Source organism: Shewanella sp. MBTL60-112-B2 (assembly GCF_019655055.1).
In the GTDB taxonomy this organism is placed as follows: Bacteria; Pseudomonadota; Gammaproteobacteria; order Enterobacterales; family Shewanellaceae; genus Shewanella.
On the sequence record NZ_BPFA01000017.1, the window covers coordinates 62,426 to 80,643 of the forward strand.

19 protein-coding genes are annotated in these 18,218 nt (G+C 42.4%); 2 read left to right on the forward strand and 17 right to left on the reverse strand.

What is annotated here, in order from left to right:
- Positions 1 to 97 precede the first annotated feature (97 nt).
- The 5 genes from apt to K5Q73_RS12190 form a co-directional block, all read right to left on the reverse strand.
- The gene (apt, locus tag K5Q73_RS12170) at positions 98 to 649 is read right to left on the reverse strand and encodes an adenine phosphoribosyltransferase (RefSeq protein ID WP_220762895.1); all 552 of its coding nucleotides are present in this window, start codon (positions 647 to 649) and stop codon (positions 98 to 100) included.
- Between the two features lie 257 nt (positions 650 to 906).
- Positions 907 to 1,275, reverse strand: a complete 369-nt coding sequence (locus K5Q73_RS12175; protein WP_220762898.1) for a YbaN family protein — start codon at positions 1,273 to 1,275, stop codon at positions 907 to 909.
- 282 nt (positions 1,276 to 1,557) lie between these two features.
- Complete coding sequence (locus K5Q73_RS12180) at positions 1,558 to 2,307, reverse strand: DUF2063 domain-containing protein (RefSeq protein ID WP_220762900.1); 750 nt, start codon at positions 2,305 to 2,307, stop codon at positions 1,558 to 1,560.
- A complete protein-coding gene (locus K5Q73_RS12185) occupies positions 2,307 to 3,158 on the reverse strand; it encodes a DUF692 domain-containing protein (RefSeq protein ID WP_220762902.1) in 852 nt (283 codons plus the stop codon). Before K5Q73_RS12185 ends, K5Q73_RS12180 begins: the two co-directional genes overlap by 1 nt.
- 78 nt (positions 3,159 to 3,236) lie before the next feature.
- Positions 3,237 to 3,668 (reverse strand): hypothetical protein, encoded by a 432-nt coding sequence (locus K5Q73_RS12190; RefSeq protein ID WP_220762904.1) that lies wholly within the window; start codon positions 3,666 to 3,668, stop codon positions 3,237 to 3,239.
- A gap of 385 nt (positions 3,669 to 4,053) precedes the next feature.
- Here K5Q73_RS12190 and dusC point away from each other — a divergent pair, with 385 nt between their 5' ends.
- Both dusC and K5Q73_RS12200 read left to right on the forward strand, forming a co-directional pair.
- A complete protein-coding gene (gene dusC, locus K5Q73_RS12195) occupies positions 4,054 to 4,998 on the forward strand; it encodes a tRNA dihydrouridine(16) synthase DusC (protein WP_220762906.1) in 945 nt (314 codons plus the stop codon).
- Between the two features lie 117 nt (positions 4,999 to 5,115).
- Positions 5,116 to 5,472 carry a TraR/DksA family transcriptional regulator gene (locus K5Q73_RS12200; protein ID WP_220762908.1) on the forward strand — a complete coding sequence of 119 codons (357 nt, stop codon included), beginning with the start codon at positions 5,116 to 5,118 and terminating at the stop codon, positions 5,470 to 5,472.
- Positions 5,473 to 5,920: 448 nt separating this feature from the next.
- Here the strand turns inward: K5Q73_RS12200 and K5Q73_RS12205 are convergent, their stop codons facing one another.
- The 12 genes from K5Q73_RS12205 to cysE all read right to left on the reverse strand — a co-directional run bounded on the left by K5Q73_RS12205 (position 5,921) and on the right by cysE (position 18,212).
- Complete coding sequence (locus K5Q73_RS12205; protein WP_220762910.1) at positions 5,921 to 8,605, reverse strand: TonB-dependent receptor; 2,685 nt, start codon at positions 8,603 to 8,605, stop codon at positions 5,921 to 5,923.
- Positions 8,606 to 10,059: 1,454 nt separating this feature from the next.
- Positions 10,060 to 10,491 carry a nucleoside-diphosphate kinase gene (gene ndk, locus K5Q73_RS12210; RefSeq protein WP_220762912.1) on the reverse strand — a complete coding sequence of 144 codons (432 nt, stop codon included), beginning with the start codon at positions 10,489 to 10,491 and terminating at the stop codon, positions 10,060 to 10,062.
- A gap of 228 nt (positions 10,492 to 10,719) precedes the next feature.
- Complete coding sequence (locus K5Q73_RS12215) at positions 10,720 to 10,884, reverse strand: hypothetical protein (RefSeq protein ID WP_220762914.1); 165 nt, start codon at positions 10,882 to 10,884, stop codon at positions 10,720 to 10,722.
- Between the two features lie 184 nt (positions 10,885 to 11,068).
- Positions 11,069 to 11,266 carry a Fe-S cluster assembly protein IscX gene (iscX, locus tag K5Q73_RS12220; protein WP_220762916.1) on the reverse strand — a complete coding sequence of 66 codons (198 nt, stop codon included), beginning with the start codon at positions 11,264 to 11,266 and terminating at the stop codon, positions 11,069 to 11,071.
- Between the two features lie 588 nt (positions 11,267 to 11,854).
- Positions 11,855 to 12,190, reverse strand: coding sequence for an ISC system 2Fe-2S type ferredoxin (gene fdx / locus K5Q73_RS12225; RefSeq protein WP_028767232.1), 336 nt, complete (start codon positions 12,188 to 12,190; stop codon positions 11,855 to 11,857).
- An 8-nt stretch (positions 12,191 to 12,198) separates the two neighbouring features.
- A complete protein-coding gene (hscA, locus tag K5Q73_RS12230) occupies positions 12,199 to 14,061 on the reverse strand; it encodes a Fe-S protein assembly chaperone HscA (RefSeq protein ID WP_220762918.1) in 1,863 nt (620 codons plus the stop codon).
- Positions 14,062 to 14,130: 69 nt separating this feature from the next.
- A complete protein-coding gene (gene hscB, locus K5Q73_RS12235) occupies positions 14,131 to 14,655 on the reverse strand; it encodes a co-chaperone HscB (RefSeq protein ID WP_220762919.1) in 525 nt (174 codons plus the stop codon).
- A 19-nt stretch (positions 14,656 to 14,674) separates the two neighbouring features.
- Positions 14,675 to 14,998 (reverse strand): iron-sulfur cluster assembly protein IscA, encoded by a 324-nt coding sequence (gene iscA, locus K5Q73_RS12240; RefSeq protein ID WP_220762922.1) that lies wholly within the window; start codon positions 14,996 to 14,998, stop codon positions 14,675 to 14,677.
- A 14-nt stretch (positions 14,999 to 15,012) separates the two neighbouring features.
- Positions 15,013 to 15,396 carry a Fe-S cluster assembly scaffold IscU gene (gene iscU / locus K5Q73_RS12245; protein WP_028767228.1) on the reverse strand — a complete coding sequence of 128 codons (384 nt, stop codon included), beginning with the start codon at positions 15,394 to 15,396 and terminating at the stop codon, positions 15,013 to 15,015.
- A 40-nt stretch (positions 15,397 to 15,436) separates the two neighbouring features.
- Entirely contained in the window at positions 15,437 to 16,651 is a 1,215-nt protein-coding gene (locus K5Q73_RS12250) for an IscS subfamily cysteine desulfurase (protein ID WP_220762924.1), read from the reverse strand.
- 83 nt (positions 16,652 to 16,734) lie between these two features.
- Positions 16,735 to 17,196 (reverse strand): Fe-S cluster assembly transcriptional regulator IscR, encoded by a 462-nt coding sequence (iscR, locus tag K5Q73_RS12255; RefSeq protein ID WP_012154738.1) that lies wholly within the window; start codon positions 17,194 to 17,196, stop codon positions 16,735 to 16,737.
- 194 nt (positions 17,197 to 17,390) lie between these two features.
- Entirely contained in the window at positions 17,391 to 18,212 is an 822-nt protein-coding gene (gene cysE, locus K5Q73_RS12260) for a serine O-acetyltransferase (protein WP_220762925.1), read from the reverse strand.
- Positions 18,213 to 18,218 lie beyond the last annotated feature (6 nt).

An 18,218-nucleotide genomic window follows, 5' to 3' on the forward strand; every position in this document is an offset into this window, starting at 1 on the left:
GGAGCGGTTTGACGGTGATTAATTCACCTTTTAAGATAAAGAATCGACAGTTTTGTCGACTCTTTATCGCTACTGTTTATCTCAGTAGCCTGTAGACTTATTCGCCTTCAAACTCACAAAGGCTGACTAACTTAAGATCCATCGCTTGTAGACGCTCTTCACCACCAAGATCTGGCAATGAAATAACAAAAGCAGCATCATTTACGCTTCCGCCTAACTTACGGATAAGCTTAACAGTTGCTTCGATTGTACCGCCAGTTGCAAGTAAGTCATCGATTACCAGTACTTTGTCGTCAGCATTGATCGCATCAACATGGATCTCTAAAACATCATGACCATATTCAAGCTCATAACTTTCTGAAATCGTTTCTCTTGGTAACTTACCAGGCTTACGAACAGGTACAAAACCTATGCCTAGTTCGAGGGCTAAAGGAGCGCCAAACAGAAACCCGCGCGCTTCAGTACCGACAACCTTAGTAAACCCTTGGTCTTTATAGTACTCAACTAAAAGGCCAATGGTGAGTTTATAGGCTTGTGGATCTTCTAATAAGCTAGTCACATCTCTAAACAAGATCCCTTCTTTAGGATAATTAGGGATGGTTTTAATGCTGTTCTTTATTAGTGCCAAGCTGTCAGTATTCATTACCATAATTCTTTACTTAATCTACTTTAGTTTGTTGAAATCCCCTGCAGCAAATTTTGATTATGCAGGTATAGATGTCATCGAAGTGTAAAAATCGGCATCAAGCTTAAGCCGCTTTATTGCGAGTTGCAACCTACTAACGCTAGAAGTGTAGTCTCAGTCTTAGCTATTTTGTGTTGCCATTGTTTTTATGTGAGGAGGCTTTTGAACTAAAGCCGTAATAGAGCTTACTTTTCAATGCGATGATGTAATACAGTGGACGGTCACCCGTCGATTTCAGGAATACTTCTTAGATAAAGAATTAATCCTGTACCAAGACACGCCAGCATCACTTTTACCCAGATTAGTGGAACAATGACAATACTGGTTAAAAAACTCAGGCTACTGACGATGTAAGCTTTCTTTTTTAAGCTTTTACGAATGGCTCCCTGCGCCTGCCAGTTTTTCAGTGCATCGGCAAACCAAGGGTGGCTCATCAACCACTGGTAAAGCCTATCGCTAGAGCGAGCAAAACAATACGCAGCTAATAAAATAAACGGCACTGTTGGCAATATAGGCAGCAATATACCTAACAAGCCTAAAACTAAGCTGCAAAGTCCTAAAATAAGAAAAAAGCCACGCTTTAACGCCATCAATCAATCCTAAAAAACAAAAAGCCACTCTATTATGAGTGGCTAGTATACCTGAGCTTGGCTTAAAGGCGGATTAAATTAATCCCATAATCTTTAACCAAGAAAGGCTCGCGGGTAATGTAGGAATAAGCATTACAAGGATAAAACCAATAAAATAAACAATGTTAAATGGGTCTTTAAACGGCTGACTCATGACTTCCTCTCTTATTATTGCTAACCACTTTTATTGATCTAGATCAATTTTTGCGGTCATTATAGAGTTCCATCACAGGAATAGGAAGTCTATTTAGCCATTAATTCCCTAATAATTCCCTTATGGCTCAAGTCAATAAGTAATTGTAAGCAACCTTGCTGTAAAACATCTGCTTGAATATGAGTAAAGGTTTGCAGTAACCAAGTTACTAACTCTTGATAATCAACACTTTCATGTTGTGCCATATACGCTAGTACTTGTGCTGTAAGTGGATTCAAATTTAAAAAACTTACCTCATCATCTGCATCACGATAGATACAAAAGCATTGTGGCTCAGATGCAGCTTCTTGGGGTCGGTAATCTGGGCTTATATGCTGAACATCATAAGCATATTGAGCAACTTGAGCGGTCGCCGCAACACAGAGCTTTTTAGTTTCAATATCGCTTGGCGCAATGAGTCGCTGCTGCGCACTATCTTGGGCTACCGCTACGACTAACTCCAACCATTCATAGTGTGCTAACTCAAGCATAAAGGGGGGATCGAGCTCTGTAGCTTCATACTCTGTTTGCAGAAATACTAGAAACTCTTGAGAGATCTCTAAAAATATAGGCGTATGGCAGTCATGCGTGACAAAAAACTTTTGCACCAAATCTAACCAATCTTGTTGCTTGTACAAGCTCTTTAGTACTGGGAAAGCATTTGAAATAAAACCATCGATATTATTGAAAAACAGCTCGCGATAGATTTTCATCCGCCGAGCTTCAATCCCCTCTGGAGGTAGGCGAGAAGGATCTTTAATGCAGTCCATAAAATTCTGCTGCACCTTAACAAAGCTCATTAGGCACTCCTTTTTAAGCTGTCTAAGTAGCGGTTTTGATAGTCATGGATCTGATTAATCTCTAACAATAATTCGCTGGTTTGTGGGATATTAAAATCTCGTTCTAACAAGGTTGGAAACACGCCGTGATGCTGGTGACATGCAGCGAGTAACTTCCAAACGGGATCAACGATATCAGCACCGTGAGTATCGACGATTAAATCCTCAGCTTCTTCATAGTGCCCCGCGATATGTAAGTAGGCGATTTTGTCTGTCGGCATCATTTTTAAAAATTCGAGCGCGTCATATTGATGATTGACCGAATTAACATAGATGTTATTAACATCTAAAAGCATCTTACAACCAGCCTCTTGCATAACACTAGTGACAAATTCAGCTTCTGACATTTCAGCCCCAGGTGCCGCGTAAAATGACACATTCTCAAGCACTAAAGGTCGCTCAATAATATCCTCTGCTTGCTTTACTCGCTCAGCGACATGCATCACAGCTTCAGAGGTAAAGGGGATCGGCATTAAATCGTACATATGCCCAGTACCAGAACAGTAACTTAAATGCTCTGAATAGGTTTCTATCTGGTGCAGATCTAGAAAGTTTTTAACGCTTCTAACAAACTGAACATCTAATGGTGCAGGGCTGCCTATCGATAAGGATAAGCCGTGACAATAGAACTCATGCTTTTCAGTTAGCTCTCTAAATTGACGGCCAAACTTACCGCCTAATGTCATCCAGTTCTCTGGGGCTATTTCAAAAAAATCGATCGCACTTGGTACAGACTGGCACATTTCATCCAGCATTTCCCGTCTAAGACCTAAGCCAACTTGTCCCTTATTCACCTTACTGCTATGTGTCATATTGTCGCCCATTTACCACTGAATCAGCTAAACAAACAGGGCCAGCATATGCTGACCCTGCATAACTACCAAGAAAAACTATTTAGCGCCGCCACATTTACCTTCACCACACTTACCTTCTTTTTTGGCTTTCTTTTCGCCACCACATTTACCTTCGCCGCACTTGCCTTCTTTGGCTTTAGCTTTGTCGCCACCACATTTACCTTCGCCGCACTTACCTTCTTTGGCTTTAGCTTTGTCGCCACCACATTTACCTTCGCCGCACTTACCTTCTTTGGCTTTAGCTTTGTCGCCACCACATTTACCTTCGCCACACTTGCCCTCTTTAGCCTTTTTCTTATCGGCACCGCATTTACCTTCGCCGCACTTACCCTCGCCCTCTAACAGTTGGTAACCGGCTGGCATTTCACTGTAGCCAAATGGGTTTGCTTGAACACTGCCAGCTAAAGCACTTCCCATTACAACAGCACCTACAGCTACAGTGATTGCAGTTTTATTAACTAATTTCATAATCTCTTCCCTCTATACATATCAATATGGTATCGGTTACCAACAAGGCATTTTGCTGGCTTGCTAAATTAGACCCGTCAACCAACAATTAAATTTCACAAATTTTACATTCATCACATTTATGGCTCAATAAAGCTGCTAGGTCAAATAATCATCTACATAAGAACTAAGCATAGTTGAATGTTTACACTGAATTTTTTATCAATCTTGCTAGTTTCACGCCTCTGCTGCAGACATGTCCCGCCCTCTGATGAATTAACATTTACAGCTACAATTGAGTTAGCATCGATTGACAGTAGATAAAATGTTTAAGTCTATTTGGCCGACAGTTTAGGATGGGGTAGAATGCAGCGCCTTTAAAAATACCGATATGTTGGACTATTCAGTGCGAATAATTTTGGCGCCTATGGAAGGCGTTGTAGATGACTTAATGCGAGAGATCCTCTCTGCCATCAACCCATATGACCTAATGGTCACCGAATTTGTTCGTGTAGTAGACCAACTACTGCCTGACAAAGTATTCCACCGTATTTGCCCTGAGCTGCAAAATGGCGCACAGACATTATCTGGCACGCCTGTACGGGTACAACTACTTGGCCAAAATCCTGACTGGATGGCAGAAAATGCTTTTAGAGCGGTAGAGCTTGGTTCAAATGGTGTGGATGTGAACTTTGGTTGCCCAGCAAAGATGGTCAATCGCAGTAATGGCGGTGCCATCATGCTGCAATATCCAGAGCAATTATATAAAGTTGTAAAGGCGATGCGTGATGCAGTGCCAAGCCACCAGCCTGTTACAGCCAAAATACGTTTAGGCTTTAACGATAAGTCTTTATATATGGAGAATGCCCTTGCTATTTACGAAGCTGGTGCAAGTGAACTTGCAGTCCATGCTCGCAGCAAGGTTGATGGTTATAAGCCTCCTGCTTATTGGGAATATATTACTGACATTAATGCCAAGTTGCCCATTCCCGTCATTGCGAATGGCGAGATCTGGAATCGAGATGATGCCGAGCGCTGTATGAGCGTAACAGGCTGTGACAGTATCATGGTTGGACGCGGAGCTATTTCACTGCCAAACCTTGCCGCACACATAAAAGGCGATGACACTTACACTTGGGAACAATCACTCAATCTCATGCTTGAGTATACGAATCGAGAATTAGAGGGAAGGAAGAGTACTTATTACCCCGCCCGGATCAAACAGTGGTTTGGCTATTTAAATCGTCAATATAGCGAAGCTGATGAACTATTTAGAGAGCTAAGAGTGTTTAAAACGGCTGAAGAGATTATTGACGTGTTACGACGCGCACAAGACAATCTAGCCAAATAACCGGCATTTTATTGCGCTATATTGACAAAATATAGCGCTGAATTGATCTCTATCATAACGCCTCACGCCTGCACGTTTAGACTAACAAGCCGTAAAGTCATTAATGTAGGCAATCTAGTGAGTACTAACCAAATCAAACAAACCTTATCCGCTATCGAGTCGGAACTAAGATCAAAGATTGGTGCACTCCCCGAAATGCAAGCCAAGCTAATGGACCAGCAAAATTATTCTCTTTGTGAGCTCATTCAAGTCATGACTGATGTTCACCTATGCGAGCATCCATTATTTATTAAGTTGATGAGCCTAGATGCGGCGCGGTGTCAACTTGAGATTGGTTTATACGGTGTATGCAGTGATTGTGAAAGTGATATCGAGCCTGATCATTTAGCGAAGGATCCATTAGAACAACGTTGCATTAGCTGCAGTGGCCAATTCCTACGTCAACACAGACAAGAGTTAAGACTTAATCACTAATACCAATCAGTATAAACATTTAGTCACTCAGCGAGAGTTTAGCGGTTTTGAGGCAAGGTCATTAAATGCTCCTGCATTAATGACATTCGCTGCATCCATGCAGCTCGCAACGAGTAAAGGGCATAGTTGAACTAGGTTCAAGCTTCCTCTTTGTTTGTTAAGAGCCTCAGCATCAGAATCGCTAAAACTCGCCATTCTGGAGCGTTTTTGGCTGCCTACTTCTGCGTTGATTAGCTTTCTAAGGGAATAACCATTATTGCAGCTATTCGCCTTGAATTAGTTTGCCAAAAATCGCTCTGAGTAGATCAAATTCTTATACTGATTGGTATAATACGTACGAGTACATATGAGTTACTCGCCGTCTTTGTGAGTGGCTAATTTCCATAAAAAAACCTCCGCATTGCGGAGGTTTTTTATTATCTAACTAATTTATTTAGTTATTAAACGATTAGAACTTCTGGTTCAATCTTAGGTAATAAGTACGTCCTAAGACATCGTATAGACCCGTATTTGTGTCACGGTAACCGGCGAAGTCATACCAGCTTGGTGCTTCTTTATCAAAGATATTGTTCACACCCACTGTGATGCTACCGTTCCAATCATGGGTGTAACCCACCTGGAAGTTATGCTTGAAGTAGCTTGGTACGTCAACAATATAGTCATAACCTTCATCACGAAGATCTTGACCTGATTGACTACCAATGTATACCGTAGTCCAAGCTGCGTTGAAGTCGTTTAAGTACCAACTAGCAGCGAAGTTACCACGCCAATCTGGGTAATCCTGAGTACCTGCATACTCAACCATTTCAGATGTCGCATCTGCTTGCTTATCAAACGCTAAAATGTGTGAAACATCTAGTTTAAAGTTAAAGTCACCAAAACCTGTTTCTAGGTTATAAGCAGTCACAAAATCTAGACCCGATGTTTCAACTGAAGCAATATTTTCTACACCCGCTTCAATGTACTCAATCTTACCGTCTGCTCCACGATGGATCTTATCTGAACCACCATTAATCTGCTCATCATATAACAGGTCATCGATACCAACTGATTCAATCTTGTTGTCATAGACGATTGAGTAGTATGACAGCTCAACGTTCCACTCATCGGTTACGTTCCACACACCACCAACGGTTAACGAATTACCTTCTTCCGCTTCTAGGTCTGGGTTACCACCGTACCAAGTTTTATATTGGTTGGTTGGCGAACAGTAATCTGCGTCTGCATCATCACCGTTGGCACCACACCATACTGGATCATATCCGCTTTCGAAACTTAGTGACTGTGAAGAGAACATCTCCCCCATGTTTGGAGCACGGAATGAATCACCGTAGCTAGCACGTAGTAATAGTGAATCTACTGGGCGCCAGCTCAAACCAAACTTAGGAACAACTGCATCAAATGTAGATGACTCAGTCACTTCACCCGTTGCACCTGTTAAGTTACCTTCTTGCTCATAACGCTCATAACGTACAGCTGCTGAAAGTTCAACGTTTGCAGGCAGCCCCATCTGGAATTCTACATAACCCGCAGAACGGTCACGTGTTGCATCAACATCATCACCACCAGAACCACCTGAAATGATACCTGCAGCAGACTCAGGGTCACTTGTTTGCTCAAAGCTAATCATTTCATATTCAACACCACCAACCATAGCTAGTGATACTGCATCATTTTCGAAAATCAATGTTGAAGCAAGTGCGTCAATTTGTGTACTTTCAAATTTACCCTGGTAAACACCTGTGTGAGCTGCGGCCCCATAAAGGCCTGCCATTTGCTGTTCCCACTCATCATAAGCTAAGCCTTGAGTGTTAAAGATGTCGTACTCACCTGTATCAATTTCACTCTGGATGATGTTGTCATTGATAAGGTTATAGTTAAATGAATTTGTAGTAGAAGCTGAGTGCTGTAGATTGACTTCCCAGTCTAGACCATTACCTACATCAGAGAAGCCTACTAGCCCACCTAGAATATCGAAGTTATTTGTTTCAGTCAGTGTGTCACGCTCACCAATCTGTACTGAACGCATGTAAATAGTCATGTCTTCACCAGTAGGGTTATACTGGTTATCAGCGTCCATGACTGGGTAGTTTGTCGATACTGGCGTACCAGCATAACGGGTATGAGTTTCAGTAAATGACGCTGAACCACGACCACGGAACTGAATATCTTCTGCAACATCGTAACTAAAATTAGTCATAAATGAGTTACGAGTCACATCACCAAATAACTTAGTCACTTCACCGTAGCTGTAGTAACAACGACCGTTATTCGCGCCATCGGTACCGTTAGATACGTTTTCAGTCTGCTCACACATCTCTGAGTTTGAATAGAATGCATAGATGTCTTTACCATCATCATTCTTCTCGCCAGTGTTGTAATAACCGTTAGGCACTGAGCTGAAAGAACTATAATCGCTATACGTTGGGTCATTCATGTCCCAAACATCACGGTCCATCACATTCTTAGTATCGTAATACTCGTAAGTAAAAGTGATGTTACCTTTGTCGGTGTTAAAACCCGTAGCTAATGAGAAACGGTTGGCATCACCGCCTTCAATACTTGGCTGCTCAGTACTAAAATCTAGCTGAACACCATCAAAGTCTTTCTTAGTAATAATGTTGATTACGCCAGCAACAGCATCAGAACCATAAACTGCCGATGCGCCATCACGTAGAATTTCAATACGTTCAACAATCGCCATTGGGATCTGAGATGTATCGGCTACCGCTCCAGAACTTGAACTGGTACCCGGCATACGACGGCCGTCTAATAACACAAGTGTCGCAGAAGAGCCTAGACCACGAAGGTTAACACTACTTGTTGCGCTGCCGCCTGAGCCGTAGCCAGACATTCCACGCCATGAACCAAAGCTATTTACTGCTGAGTTGTTTAAAACGTCTGCAACTGTTTTTTCACCAGTCATTGCGATATCTGCAGCACTGATAACTGTAACTGGAGATACAGTTTCCATGTCAACTTGCTTAATACGCGAACCGGTTACTTCGATGCGTTCTACTTTTTCATCCGCAGCTTCTTCTGCAAATGCAAATCCAGATAAAGCAACACTTGTCGCGGCAGCGGCTATAAAGCTACGACGTACTGCTTTTGCGGTTAAGGTTACTGAGTTCATATTTATCCCCTCATATTCCGATATAACAACGTCGGAACAGTTATATTTATTTATTATTTTAAAAAGGAAGTTAAACACTTCGTAATAAATACTGTTCAAATTTAACTTTTAAGTCAACTGTCATTACAAAAAAATAACCTAAAAGAGATTATTTGATACAAGTTACATACCCCAAAGTAATAACGGAAACACAAAAAACCTTAAAAAACAAATACTTAATAAGCAAAAAAATAAAGAGGCACCAGGCATCAAAACAACGTAACAACAGCCGTTACAGTTGTTACGCAATTATAAAGACAGTTAACAAAAGGGCAACTATAAAGATTAAAAAACACACTAAACATGTTATAAAAATAAATTAACCAGTTACTTAAGTAGCTGGGGACACATATAGAATCAGGGATGTTTATATAAAAAACAGTCAAGGCAAATTTAACAACCCGTTCACATCAAGTAACTGGTTGTATCAGATAAATATAAAGCTTATTAGTTATATGTTAATTAAATGCAGACTGTTAACAATGAATTAATCTATCTAAAATATGGAAAAGTTAAATATCAAGCTCCATAAAAAATCGTCAATTATTGTTAAATGTCTATTTGTAAACTACTGGCTTAATACAGAGGATAAAGAATGGGGAGAATTAATATTGAGTATGTAAATCATTAGCATTTACGAATGGAGCGAAATAGCGGCAACGACTTAATAGCATAACTCCTTCCCCTAATACCAGCAGCAACAGAACTAAATGGCTGGTTCTCTTTTAGAGCCTAGTAGTCTTAAAGCATTAACAGCTGCCACAGAGCGTAAGCATGAAGGCGAAGATAATTTATATGTGGCAACTAGATTACAATTCTAAGATTGCGCAAGCTTAAAATAGAGAACTTGGTGTCATTCTCGATTCGATATCGCTAAGTAACACCATTTTGGAGATGCTACGCTCCCAGCTTTAGAGCAGCTTTTATACCAATCAGTATAAACATTTAGTCACTCAGCGAGAGTTTAGCGGTTCTGAGGCAAGGTCTTTAAATGCTCCTAGGTAACTACCCTGCGTGACTCTCGATAATTGCTTCTGCATTATTCTACCTTCGACCATCCTTGGTTTCGTACCTCCTATACCCATATAGTCGTGCATTAATAATATTCGCAGCATCCATGCTGCTCGCAACGAGTGAAGAGCATAGTAGGGTTAAGCTCCCTCTTGAACCTTAGGAGTCACACGATCAGAACAGCTAAAACTCGCCATTCTGGAGTGTTTTTGGCTGCCGACTTCTGCGTTGAATAGCTTTTATAAGGTAATAGTCATTATTGCAGCTATTCCCCTTGAATTAGTTTGCGAAAATCGCTCTGATTAGATCAAATTCTTATACTCATTGGTATTACTCGGGTCGCTATAATCGCCAAAAAAAGACAAAAAAAAGGAGCCTTTCGGCTCCTTTTTCACGCATTCGAATTAACGAGTACGTGGGCATAGCTCTTCAGTGCTGAAGAAGTAAGCTACTTCACGCTCTGCAGATGCTACTGAATCAGAACCATGAGCAGCGTTCTCATCAATGCTTTCTGCGAAATCTGCACGGATTGTACCTTCAGCCGCTTCAGCTGGGTTAGTCGCACCTAAGATTTCACGGTGAGCTAGAACAGCGTTCTCGCCTTCAAGAGTTTGCACCATGATAGGACCAGACGTCATGAATGCTACTAGTGCACCAAAGAACGGACGCTCGCTGTGCTCAGCGTAGAAACCTTCAGCTTGTTCTTTGCTTAGGTGAATCATTTTAGAAGCGATGATTTTCAGGCCAGCCGTTTCAAAACGGTTGTAGATAGCGCCAATGTGGTTCTTTGCAACTGCATCAGGCTTAATGATAGAAAAAGTACGTTCGATAGCCATGAAAAGCTTCCTTCTTATGTAAACGGGTTTTAATTTTCGCGCGGATTATACGAAATTAAAGCCCTATTGCCTACCCTTAAGCCATAAACTTGTTGAGATAAGTCCGCTGTCCAAACGAGAAAATCGCGATTAGCTCACACTTCCAATCAATCACAACCGATTTAATTAGATAAAACAGCATTAACTAAACAATTGAATGACAATAGACGCTCATCAGTCCAAAGTACGCTACTTTCGCTTTTTTACCCAAATAAAGCCTGCTGCTATCACGGCTAATAAGGCAATTGCTGGCGCTAAATCGGCTAGGTGATGGAATAAACCAATACCACCATGGCCTTCATGCGCCATAACTGTCATGGGAGATAACAAGGCTACTAATAGTAACTTACGCATAGGAACGTCCCTTTTAATTAATGTTGTAATGAGTGTCTGAGCTTAGAGTCCATAAAACTCGACTCTAGGCTAAAGTCAATCAGCCTAGTGCCTCTTGATACGGATCAATACAAGGCTACTTTATGTTCACTAAGCCAGCTAGACAAGATACAGGTCACACTTTAACCACATCGAATAGTTAGGGTCATTTTTCAGCAATCCAGTTTGCTTGAATCGCCTCAAGCACTCTCTCATTACAATGATTTGGGTCATCATCAAAACACTCTAAATCTAATACCCACTCACTAAGATCGGTGAAACGAATTTTTTCAGGCTCAACATCTGGGTACTTATCTATTAGTTGCAGCGCAATCTCTAGTGAGTCAATCCACTTAAGCTCCATATTAGCTCTCCTTTCGGTTCAAACTTAATTGAGTATAAAACATGGATAGCGACACGCTGGTTAAATACCGATGACAAGTTAACATTCAATGGATAACAGGCAATATAAGGCTTATAAATGTCGATGATGAGGCACTGACAGCATCTCAGTTAACGCTTGCTACAGATTGCACTAGACAGCTATAGATAAACCCTAGCTAAGCCACCAGCCTCTTGAGTCAAGCTAGATTTAAAGATAGCACAGCCTCACTTGAGTACAGGGTCTAGCAGGACGGTTCACAATGAACTCAAAATCCGTGTAATGCTGCGGCATGTAGCTAGCTTCTCTCTCCATCTTTATCAAAGGTCCGGCGTAGAGATATGCCTCTGCTTAGCCAAAAGCAAATTAGTCTAGCCCAACTAAGAGTAAATTGATGGCTCCCCAGCGACTCAATCCTAGGGCTTAGGGCTGTGTACTGTTATCTGGGAACTGAGAACTGTAGCCTATGGACTTGGTGTTTTGAGTCGTGTCAATCAGTGATTAAAACAAAAAAGCCAGTAGGCTTAGCTACTGGCTCTTACACAAAACATCTCACACTAGGTGAAAAGTTTAGCCTTCACTGACCATGTTAATGGTGTACTTTGGAATATCTACAACCAAATCAGCTTCAGGTACTCTAGACTGGCAAGAAAGGCGACTTTCAGGCTCAAGACCCCATGCTTTATCTAGCATATCATCTTCTAGCTCATCACTTTCTTCTAGCTCGTCAAAACCTTCACGGATAATTACGTGGCAAGTTGTGCAAGCACATGACTTTTCACACGCGTGTTCGATATGAATACCGTTACGCAGTGCAACGTCTAATACAGTTTCGCCGACATTCGCTTCAACTACAGCGCCATCCGGGCATAATTCTTCATGGGGTAAAAATACAATTTGTGGCATAACCTTACCTATATATTGTCAACCGACTGCCCTTTTAGAGCCAATCGAATTGAATTATCCATACGCTTAGCAGCAAAGTCCTGCGTCGCTGTATCTAGTGCTTCAATAGCCTTTTCAATCGCATCAGCGTCATCTTCACTTGCAATTTGAGCAAGTGATGCCATATCGGCTTGGATTGCTGTGCGCTCTTCATCTGACAGTAGCTCACCGTCTTTATTCAATGCAGCGCTTAATGACTCAAGCACGCGTGCAGCTTCGACTTGTTTCTCAGCTAACATGCGACGAGTGATATCCTCTTTAGCATTAGCCATCGAGTCTTTTAACATGCTACCAATTTCTTCATCGCTTAAACCAAATGATGGCTTAACCTGAATACTTGATTGTACGCCGGTTGACTTTTCCATTGCAGTCACGCTAAGCAAACCATCAGCGTCAACCTGGAACGTCACGCGAATATGCGCCGCACCTGCCGCAAGCGGTGGGATCCCTTTCAAGGTAAATCTAGCAAGCGAGCGACAATCAGACACTAACTCACGCTCACCTTGAACCACATGGAAGGCCATAGCCGTTTGACCATCTTTAAAAGTGGTAAACTCTTGCGCACGAGCAACTGGGATAGTGGTATTACGTGACACCACTTTCTCAACTAAGCCACCCATGGTTTCGATACCGAGCGATAGCGGAATAACATCAAGTAATAGTAAATCTGACTCTGGCTTATTGCCGACTAAAATGTCAGCTTGAATTGCAGCGCCAATTGCAACTACGCGGTCAGGGTCGATAGTAGTCAGTGGTGTTTTGCCCATAAAGTTTTCAACTTCTTGGCGTACCAAAGGCACACGAGTAGAGCCGCCAACCATTACAGTTTCTAGCACTTCATCACTACTCACACCGGCGTCACGCAATGCACGACGACAACTTGCAACTGTTTTCTTTACTAGCTTGCTGATCAAACTATCAAACAGCTCTCGGGTAACTAATAGCGATAAATTAGCACCATTATCATCAGTCACACTTGCAAGGGTTTCAGCTGAATCGGTTAACGCTTCTTTTACCCGGCGAGCTTCAATTTGCATAGTACGGTTTAAGCTAGCGCTAACATTGGTTAACTGCCATTGCTCGATGAAAAACGCTTGCAGCATATGATCAAAATCATCACCACCTAACGCCGAATCACCACCGGTTGCCAGTACTTCAAATACGCCTTTGTTTAAACGTAAAATTGAAATATCAAAGGTACCGCCGCCTAAATCATAAACGGCAATGACACCCTCTTGACCGGAATCTAAGCCGTAAGCAATCGCAGCAGCAGTTGGTTCATTTAATAGACGTAACACCTTTACGCCAATTAATGATGCCGCATCTTTAGTACCTTGACGTTGTGCGTCATCAAAATAAGCAGGAACCGTGATCACTACGCCTTCTAGTGTGCCGCCCAGTGTTGACTCTGCTCGAGCCACCAGCGGTTTTAAGATCTCTGCCGAGATTTGCACTGGATTAACTTTACCTTGAGGCGTCACAAAAATAGGTAAGCCATTCTCACTGGCTTCAAAAGCATACGGCAAAGACTGTTCGCCTGATTGTATGTCGTTAAGACTACGACCCATAAAGCGCTTTACAGATACGATGGTATTTTGTGGGTCTTGAGCAGAAAACACTTCGGCTTCTAGGCCAACTTGTACACCGTCTTGGGTATATCGTACAACCGAAGGTAATGAATGCTGAGCATCTTCATTAGGTAAGGTATTCGCCACACCACTACGCACTGCAGCAACAAGTGAATTAGTGGTGCCTAAATCGATCCCCACGGCGAGACGATGTTGGTGGGGAGCAGCGCTCTGTCCAGGCTCTGCTATCTGCAAAAGTGCCATAAATATCCACTTAAAAAAATGTTGGCTCAAAATCATGAGCCAACAATATTAAAAAATTAACGCCGCTGGCTAGTCTAAGAGTGCGTCTTCCACTCTGGCCAACTCGTCTTGTAATTTTGCCATAAACTTGAGTTTACGAATTTGATCGGCGGCCTGCAAATGTTCCGCTTCGAGATCGCTCACTAACAACACTTTTAGTTGTGCTGTGATCTGCTTGGCGTATTGCTCAAACGAATCATATAAGGCTGCGATTTCATCATCAGGATCATCACTATGAGCAATGTCTTCAAGCGACTCACGCCATTCCATCTGCTGCATTAAAAACACGGTGTCTTTAAGCGTGGTGGTTTCATGACTAATCTCTATTCCTTTTAGTGCTAGCAAGTGCTCGGCACGTTGAATAGGATTTTTAAGCGTTTGAAATGCGTCATTGATTTGCGCAGTGCGCTGTACTGAAAGACGTTTATCTTGTTCGCTTGCGTTGGCAAACTTGTCGGGATGAACCGCCCTTTGCAGTTCGCGATAGCGTTCTGCAAGTAAGGCGGTGTCGACATCATAGGAAGGAAGTAAACTAAACAGCTCGAAATAATTCATAGTTTAACTTTTTAATGGTTTAAACGGTAAAGCTCTCACCGCAACCACATTCACCTTTCGCATTAGGGTTATTAAATTGGAAACCTTCGTTTAGACCTTCTTTAACAAAGTCCAACTCAATCCCTTGAAGATAGATAAAGCTTTTAGCATCGATAATGATTTTCACACCATCGATATCATATAGTTCATCGTCGTCATTAAGGTCATCAACAAACTCAAGCACATAAGCCATACCAGAACAACCTGATGTCTTAAGTCCTAAGCGTAAGCCAAGACCTTTGCCGCGACTGATTAAGAAATTCTTAACCCGTTCAGCCGCAGCGGGAGTGATACTAATTGCCATCTTAACTCCAGGTATTACTTAGATTGCTTTGTTTTGTACTCTTCAAGAGCGGCTTTAATCGCATCTTCAGCCAAAATTGAGCAATGAATTTTTACTGGTGGTAACGCTAACTCTTCAGCAATATCAGTGTTTTTAATTGCGCCAGCTTCTTCAATTGTTTTGCCTTTAACCCACTCAGTTACAAGCGAGCTAGATGCAATAGCACTACCACAACCGTAAGTTTTGAACTTAGCGTCTTCAATAATACCGTTATCGTCGATGCGAAGTTGCAGTTTCATTACGTCACCACAAGCTGGTGCGCCTACCATGCCAGTTACCACTGACGGATCATTTTTATCAAATGAACCAACGTTACGTGGGTTCTCATAATGATCGATTACTTTTTCGCTATAAGCCATGATACTACTCCAATTTATCTATTCGTGAATTAAGTTAAGGTTAGTGATGTGCCCACTGGACTGAATCCAGATCGATACCGTCTTTGAACATTTCCCAAAGCGGAGACATTTCCCTTAAATTACCAATAGACTCTTTAATCGTTTCTATTGCATGGTCGATCTCTTCATCAGTCGTGAAACGACCAATTGAGAATCGAATTGAGCTATGAGCCATTTCATCATTTAGACCGAGTGCACGTAGAACATAACTTGGCTCAAGGCTTGCTGAAGTACATGCAGAACCAGAAGATACTGCTAAGTCTTTTAATGCCATCATCAAAGACTCACCTTCTACGAAGTTAAAGCTGACGTTTAGGCTACCGCAAGCGCGATTTTCCATATCACCATTAATGTATGTTTCTTCGATATGGTTGATACCATTCCAAAGCTTGTCGCGTAGACGGCGAATACGCTCGTTATCAACGTCCATATCAGCTTTTGCAATTGCAGCAGCTTCGCCCATACCCACAATTTGGTGAGTTGCTAGCGTACCACTACGCATGCCGCGCTCGTGTCCACCACCGTGCATTGCTGCTTCTAGGCGAATACGCGGTTTACGGCTTACATAAAGTGCACCAATACCTTTAGGTCCGTACATTTTATGGCCAGAAATTGATAGCAAATCGACTTTAGTCTTTTGCACATCGATAGGCATTTTGCCTGCGCTTTGTGCCGCATCAACATGGAATACGATTTTACGTGAACGACATAGCTCACCAATCGCGTCGATGTCTTGGATAACACCGATTTCGTTGTTCACTTGCATGATGCTCACTAAAATAGTGTCTTCACGCATAGCAGCTTCAATCATAGATACAGGAATTAGACCACTTGGCTCAGGCTGAAGATACGTCACTTCATAACCTTCACGCTCAAGTTGGCGACAAGTATCTAATACGGCTTTGTGTTCAGTCTTGCTAGTGATGATGTGCTTACCCTTCTTATGGTAGAAGTGAGCAACACCTTTAATTGCAAGGTTGTCAGATTCTGTCGCACCTGAAGTAAACACGATTTCACGCGGGTCAGCATTAATCAGCTCTGCAACTTGGTTACGAGCGATATCGACAGCTTCTTCAGCTTGCCAACCGTAACGGTGAGAACGAGACGCTGGATTGCCAAAAATGCCGTCCATAGTCAGGCATTGCATCATTTTCTCTGCGACACGAGGGTCAACCGGCGTCGTCGCAGCATAATCTAGATAGATAGGTAGCTTCATCACACACTCCGTACTTTGTAGCCTCTAATGGAGACCACTTAACAACGTACAAAAAATAATTTTTATATTCATAACAAAAGCTGTTAGATACTTAGCCTTTGTTCCTGCTGCAATTTATCCTGTTTAACGGAGATAAACTGCACATCTCTTTTATGCATCAATCCTGCTAACGATATGCCATTTAAGAAATCAGAAATCTGACTACTTAAATCTCCCCAGAGAGAATGGGTTAAACATCGTGTTCCACTCTGGCAGTTACCTTGACCTTGGCAGCGTGTTGCATCAACAGACTCATCAACCGCACGTACAACCATCCCAACGGAAATATCACAGGCGTCTGTACCTAGGCGATATCCACCGCCAGGGCCACGTACACTTGAGACCAAACCATTTTTTCTGAGTTTTGCAAAGAGTTGTTCGAGGTAAGATAGAGAGATCCCTTGGCGCTCGGAAATATCGGCCAATGGTACAGGACCATTGGTTGAATGCATGGCAACATCTAACATTGCAGTTACTGCGTACCGACCTTTCGATGTAAGTTTCATGGCTACTACGTCTCCCAAAAAAGCATAAGCTAATTTCAACATACCCGACTGTTTTAGTCAAGTATAAAACCCAGCAATTTGGTCAAGTATTAAAAGGATCATGACAGGTTAAATACCCCGTCATTTTGCTGGGGTATTTAACCTGTTTATTAGGCAAGATTCAATGGCATTTAAGTTTTTAAACGCACATTATTCTAGATAATGGGATCAAACTCATCTAAAGACTTCTGACGTTTCTGCGCTGCCGCATTTTCTGCATCGCTAAAATCTTCAACATCAAGCTCTGGCAGCTTCTCAGTACAGACACTTCCGCCCAAAGTTTGTACAGCTTGACAGACTTCTTGGACTTTTGAGTCCATTAGATGCATATGATCCAACATCTGGCCAATAGCATTAGCAACTGGGTCTGGATTATCTGGCGAGACTGCATAGGCATCGAAACCATATTTCTTGGCCATTTCAGTGCGGCGCTGAGAAGTTTCTTTTGATTGTGCTGATGGCGTAGCCACTACGCGCCCCGGGATCCCAACTACTGTCGTATCGACTGGTACGTCTTTAACTACCACAGAGTTAGATCCCACACGCGCGCCATCATTCATGGTGATAGGGCCAAGAATTTTAGCCCCCGCACCAATCACCACATTATTACCTAATGTTGGATGACGTTTACCCGACTGCCAGGTTGTACCGCCTAAGGTCACACCATGATACAGGGTGCAATCGTTACCGATCTCCGCGGTTTCACCGATCACAACGCCCATGCCGTGGTCGATAAAGAAGCGATCGCCTATGGTTGCTCCAGGGTGGATTTCAACCCCTGTTAACCAACGAGAAAATGTTGATAAACATCGCGCCGAAAGTCGCCAATTTCTGACCCAGAGTTTATTGCTTGCCCTGTGGATCCAGATAGCCTGCATTCCCGGATAATTGAATAGAATTTCAATGGTTCCGTTTGCGGCTGGGTCTCTATGGTAAATAGAGGCTATGTCGTCTTTCAGTCTTGCGATAACACCCATGTTAGG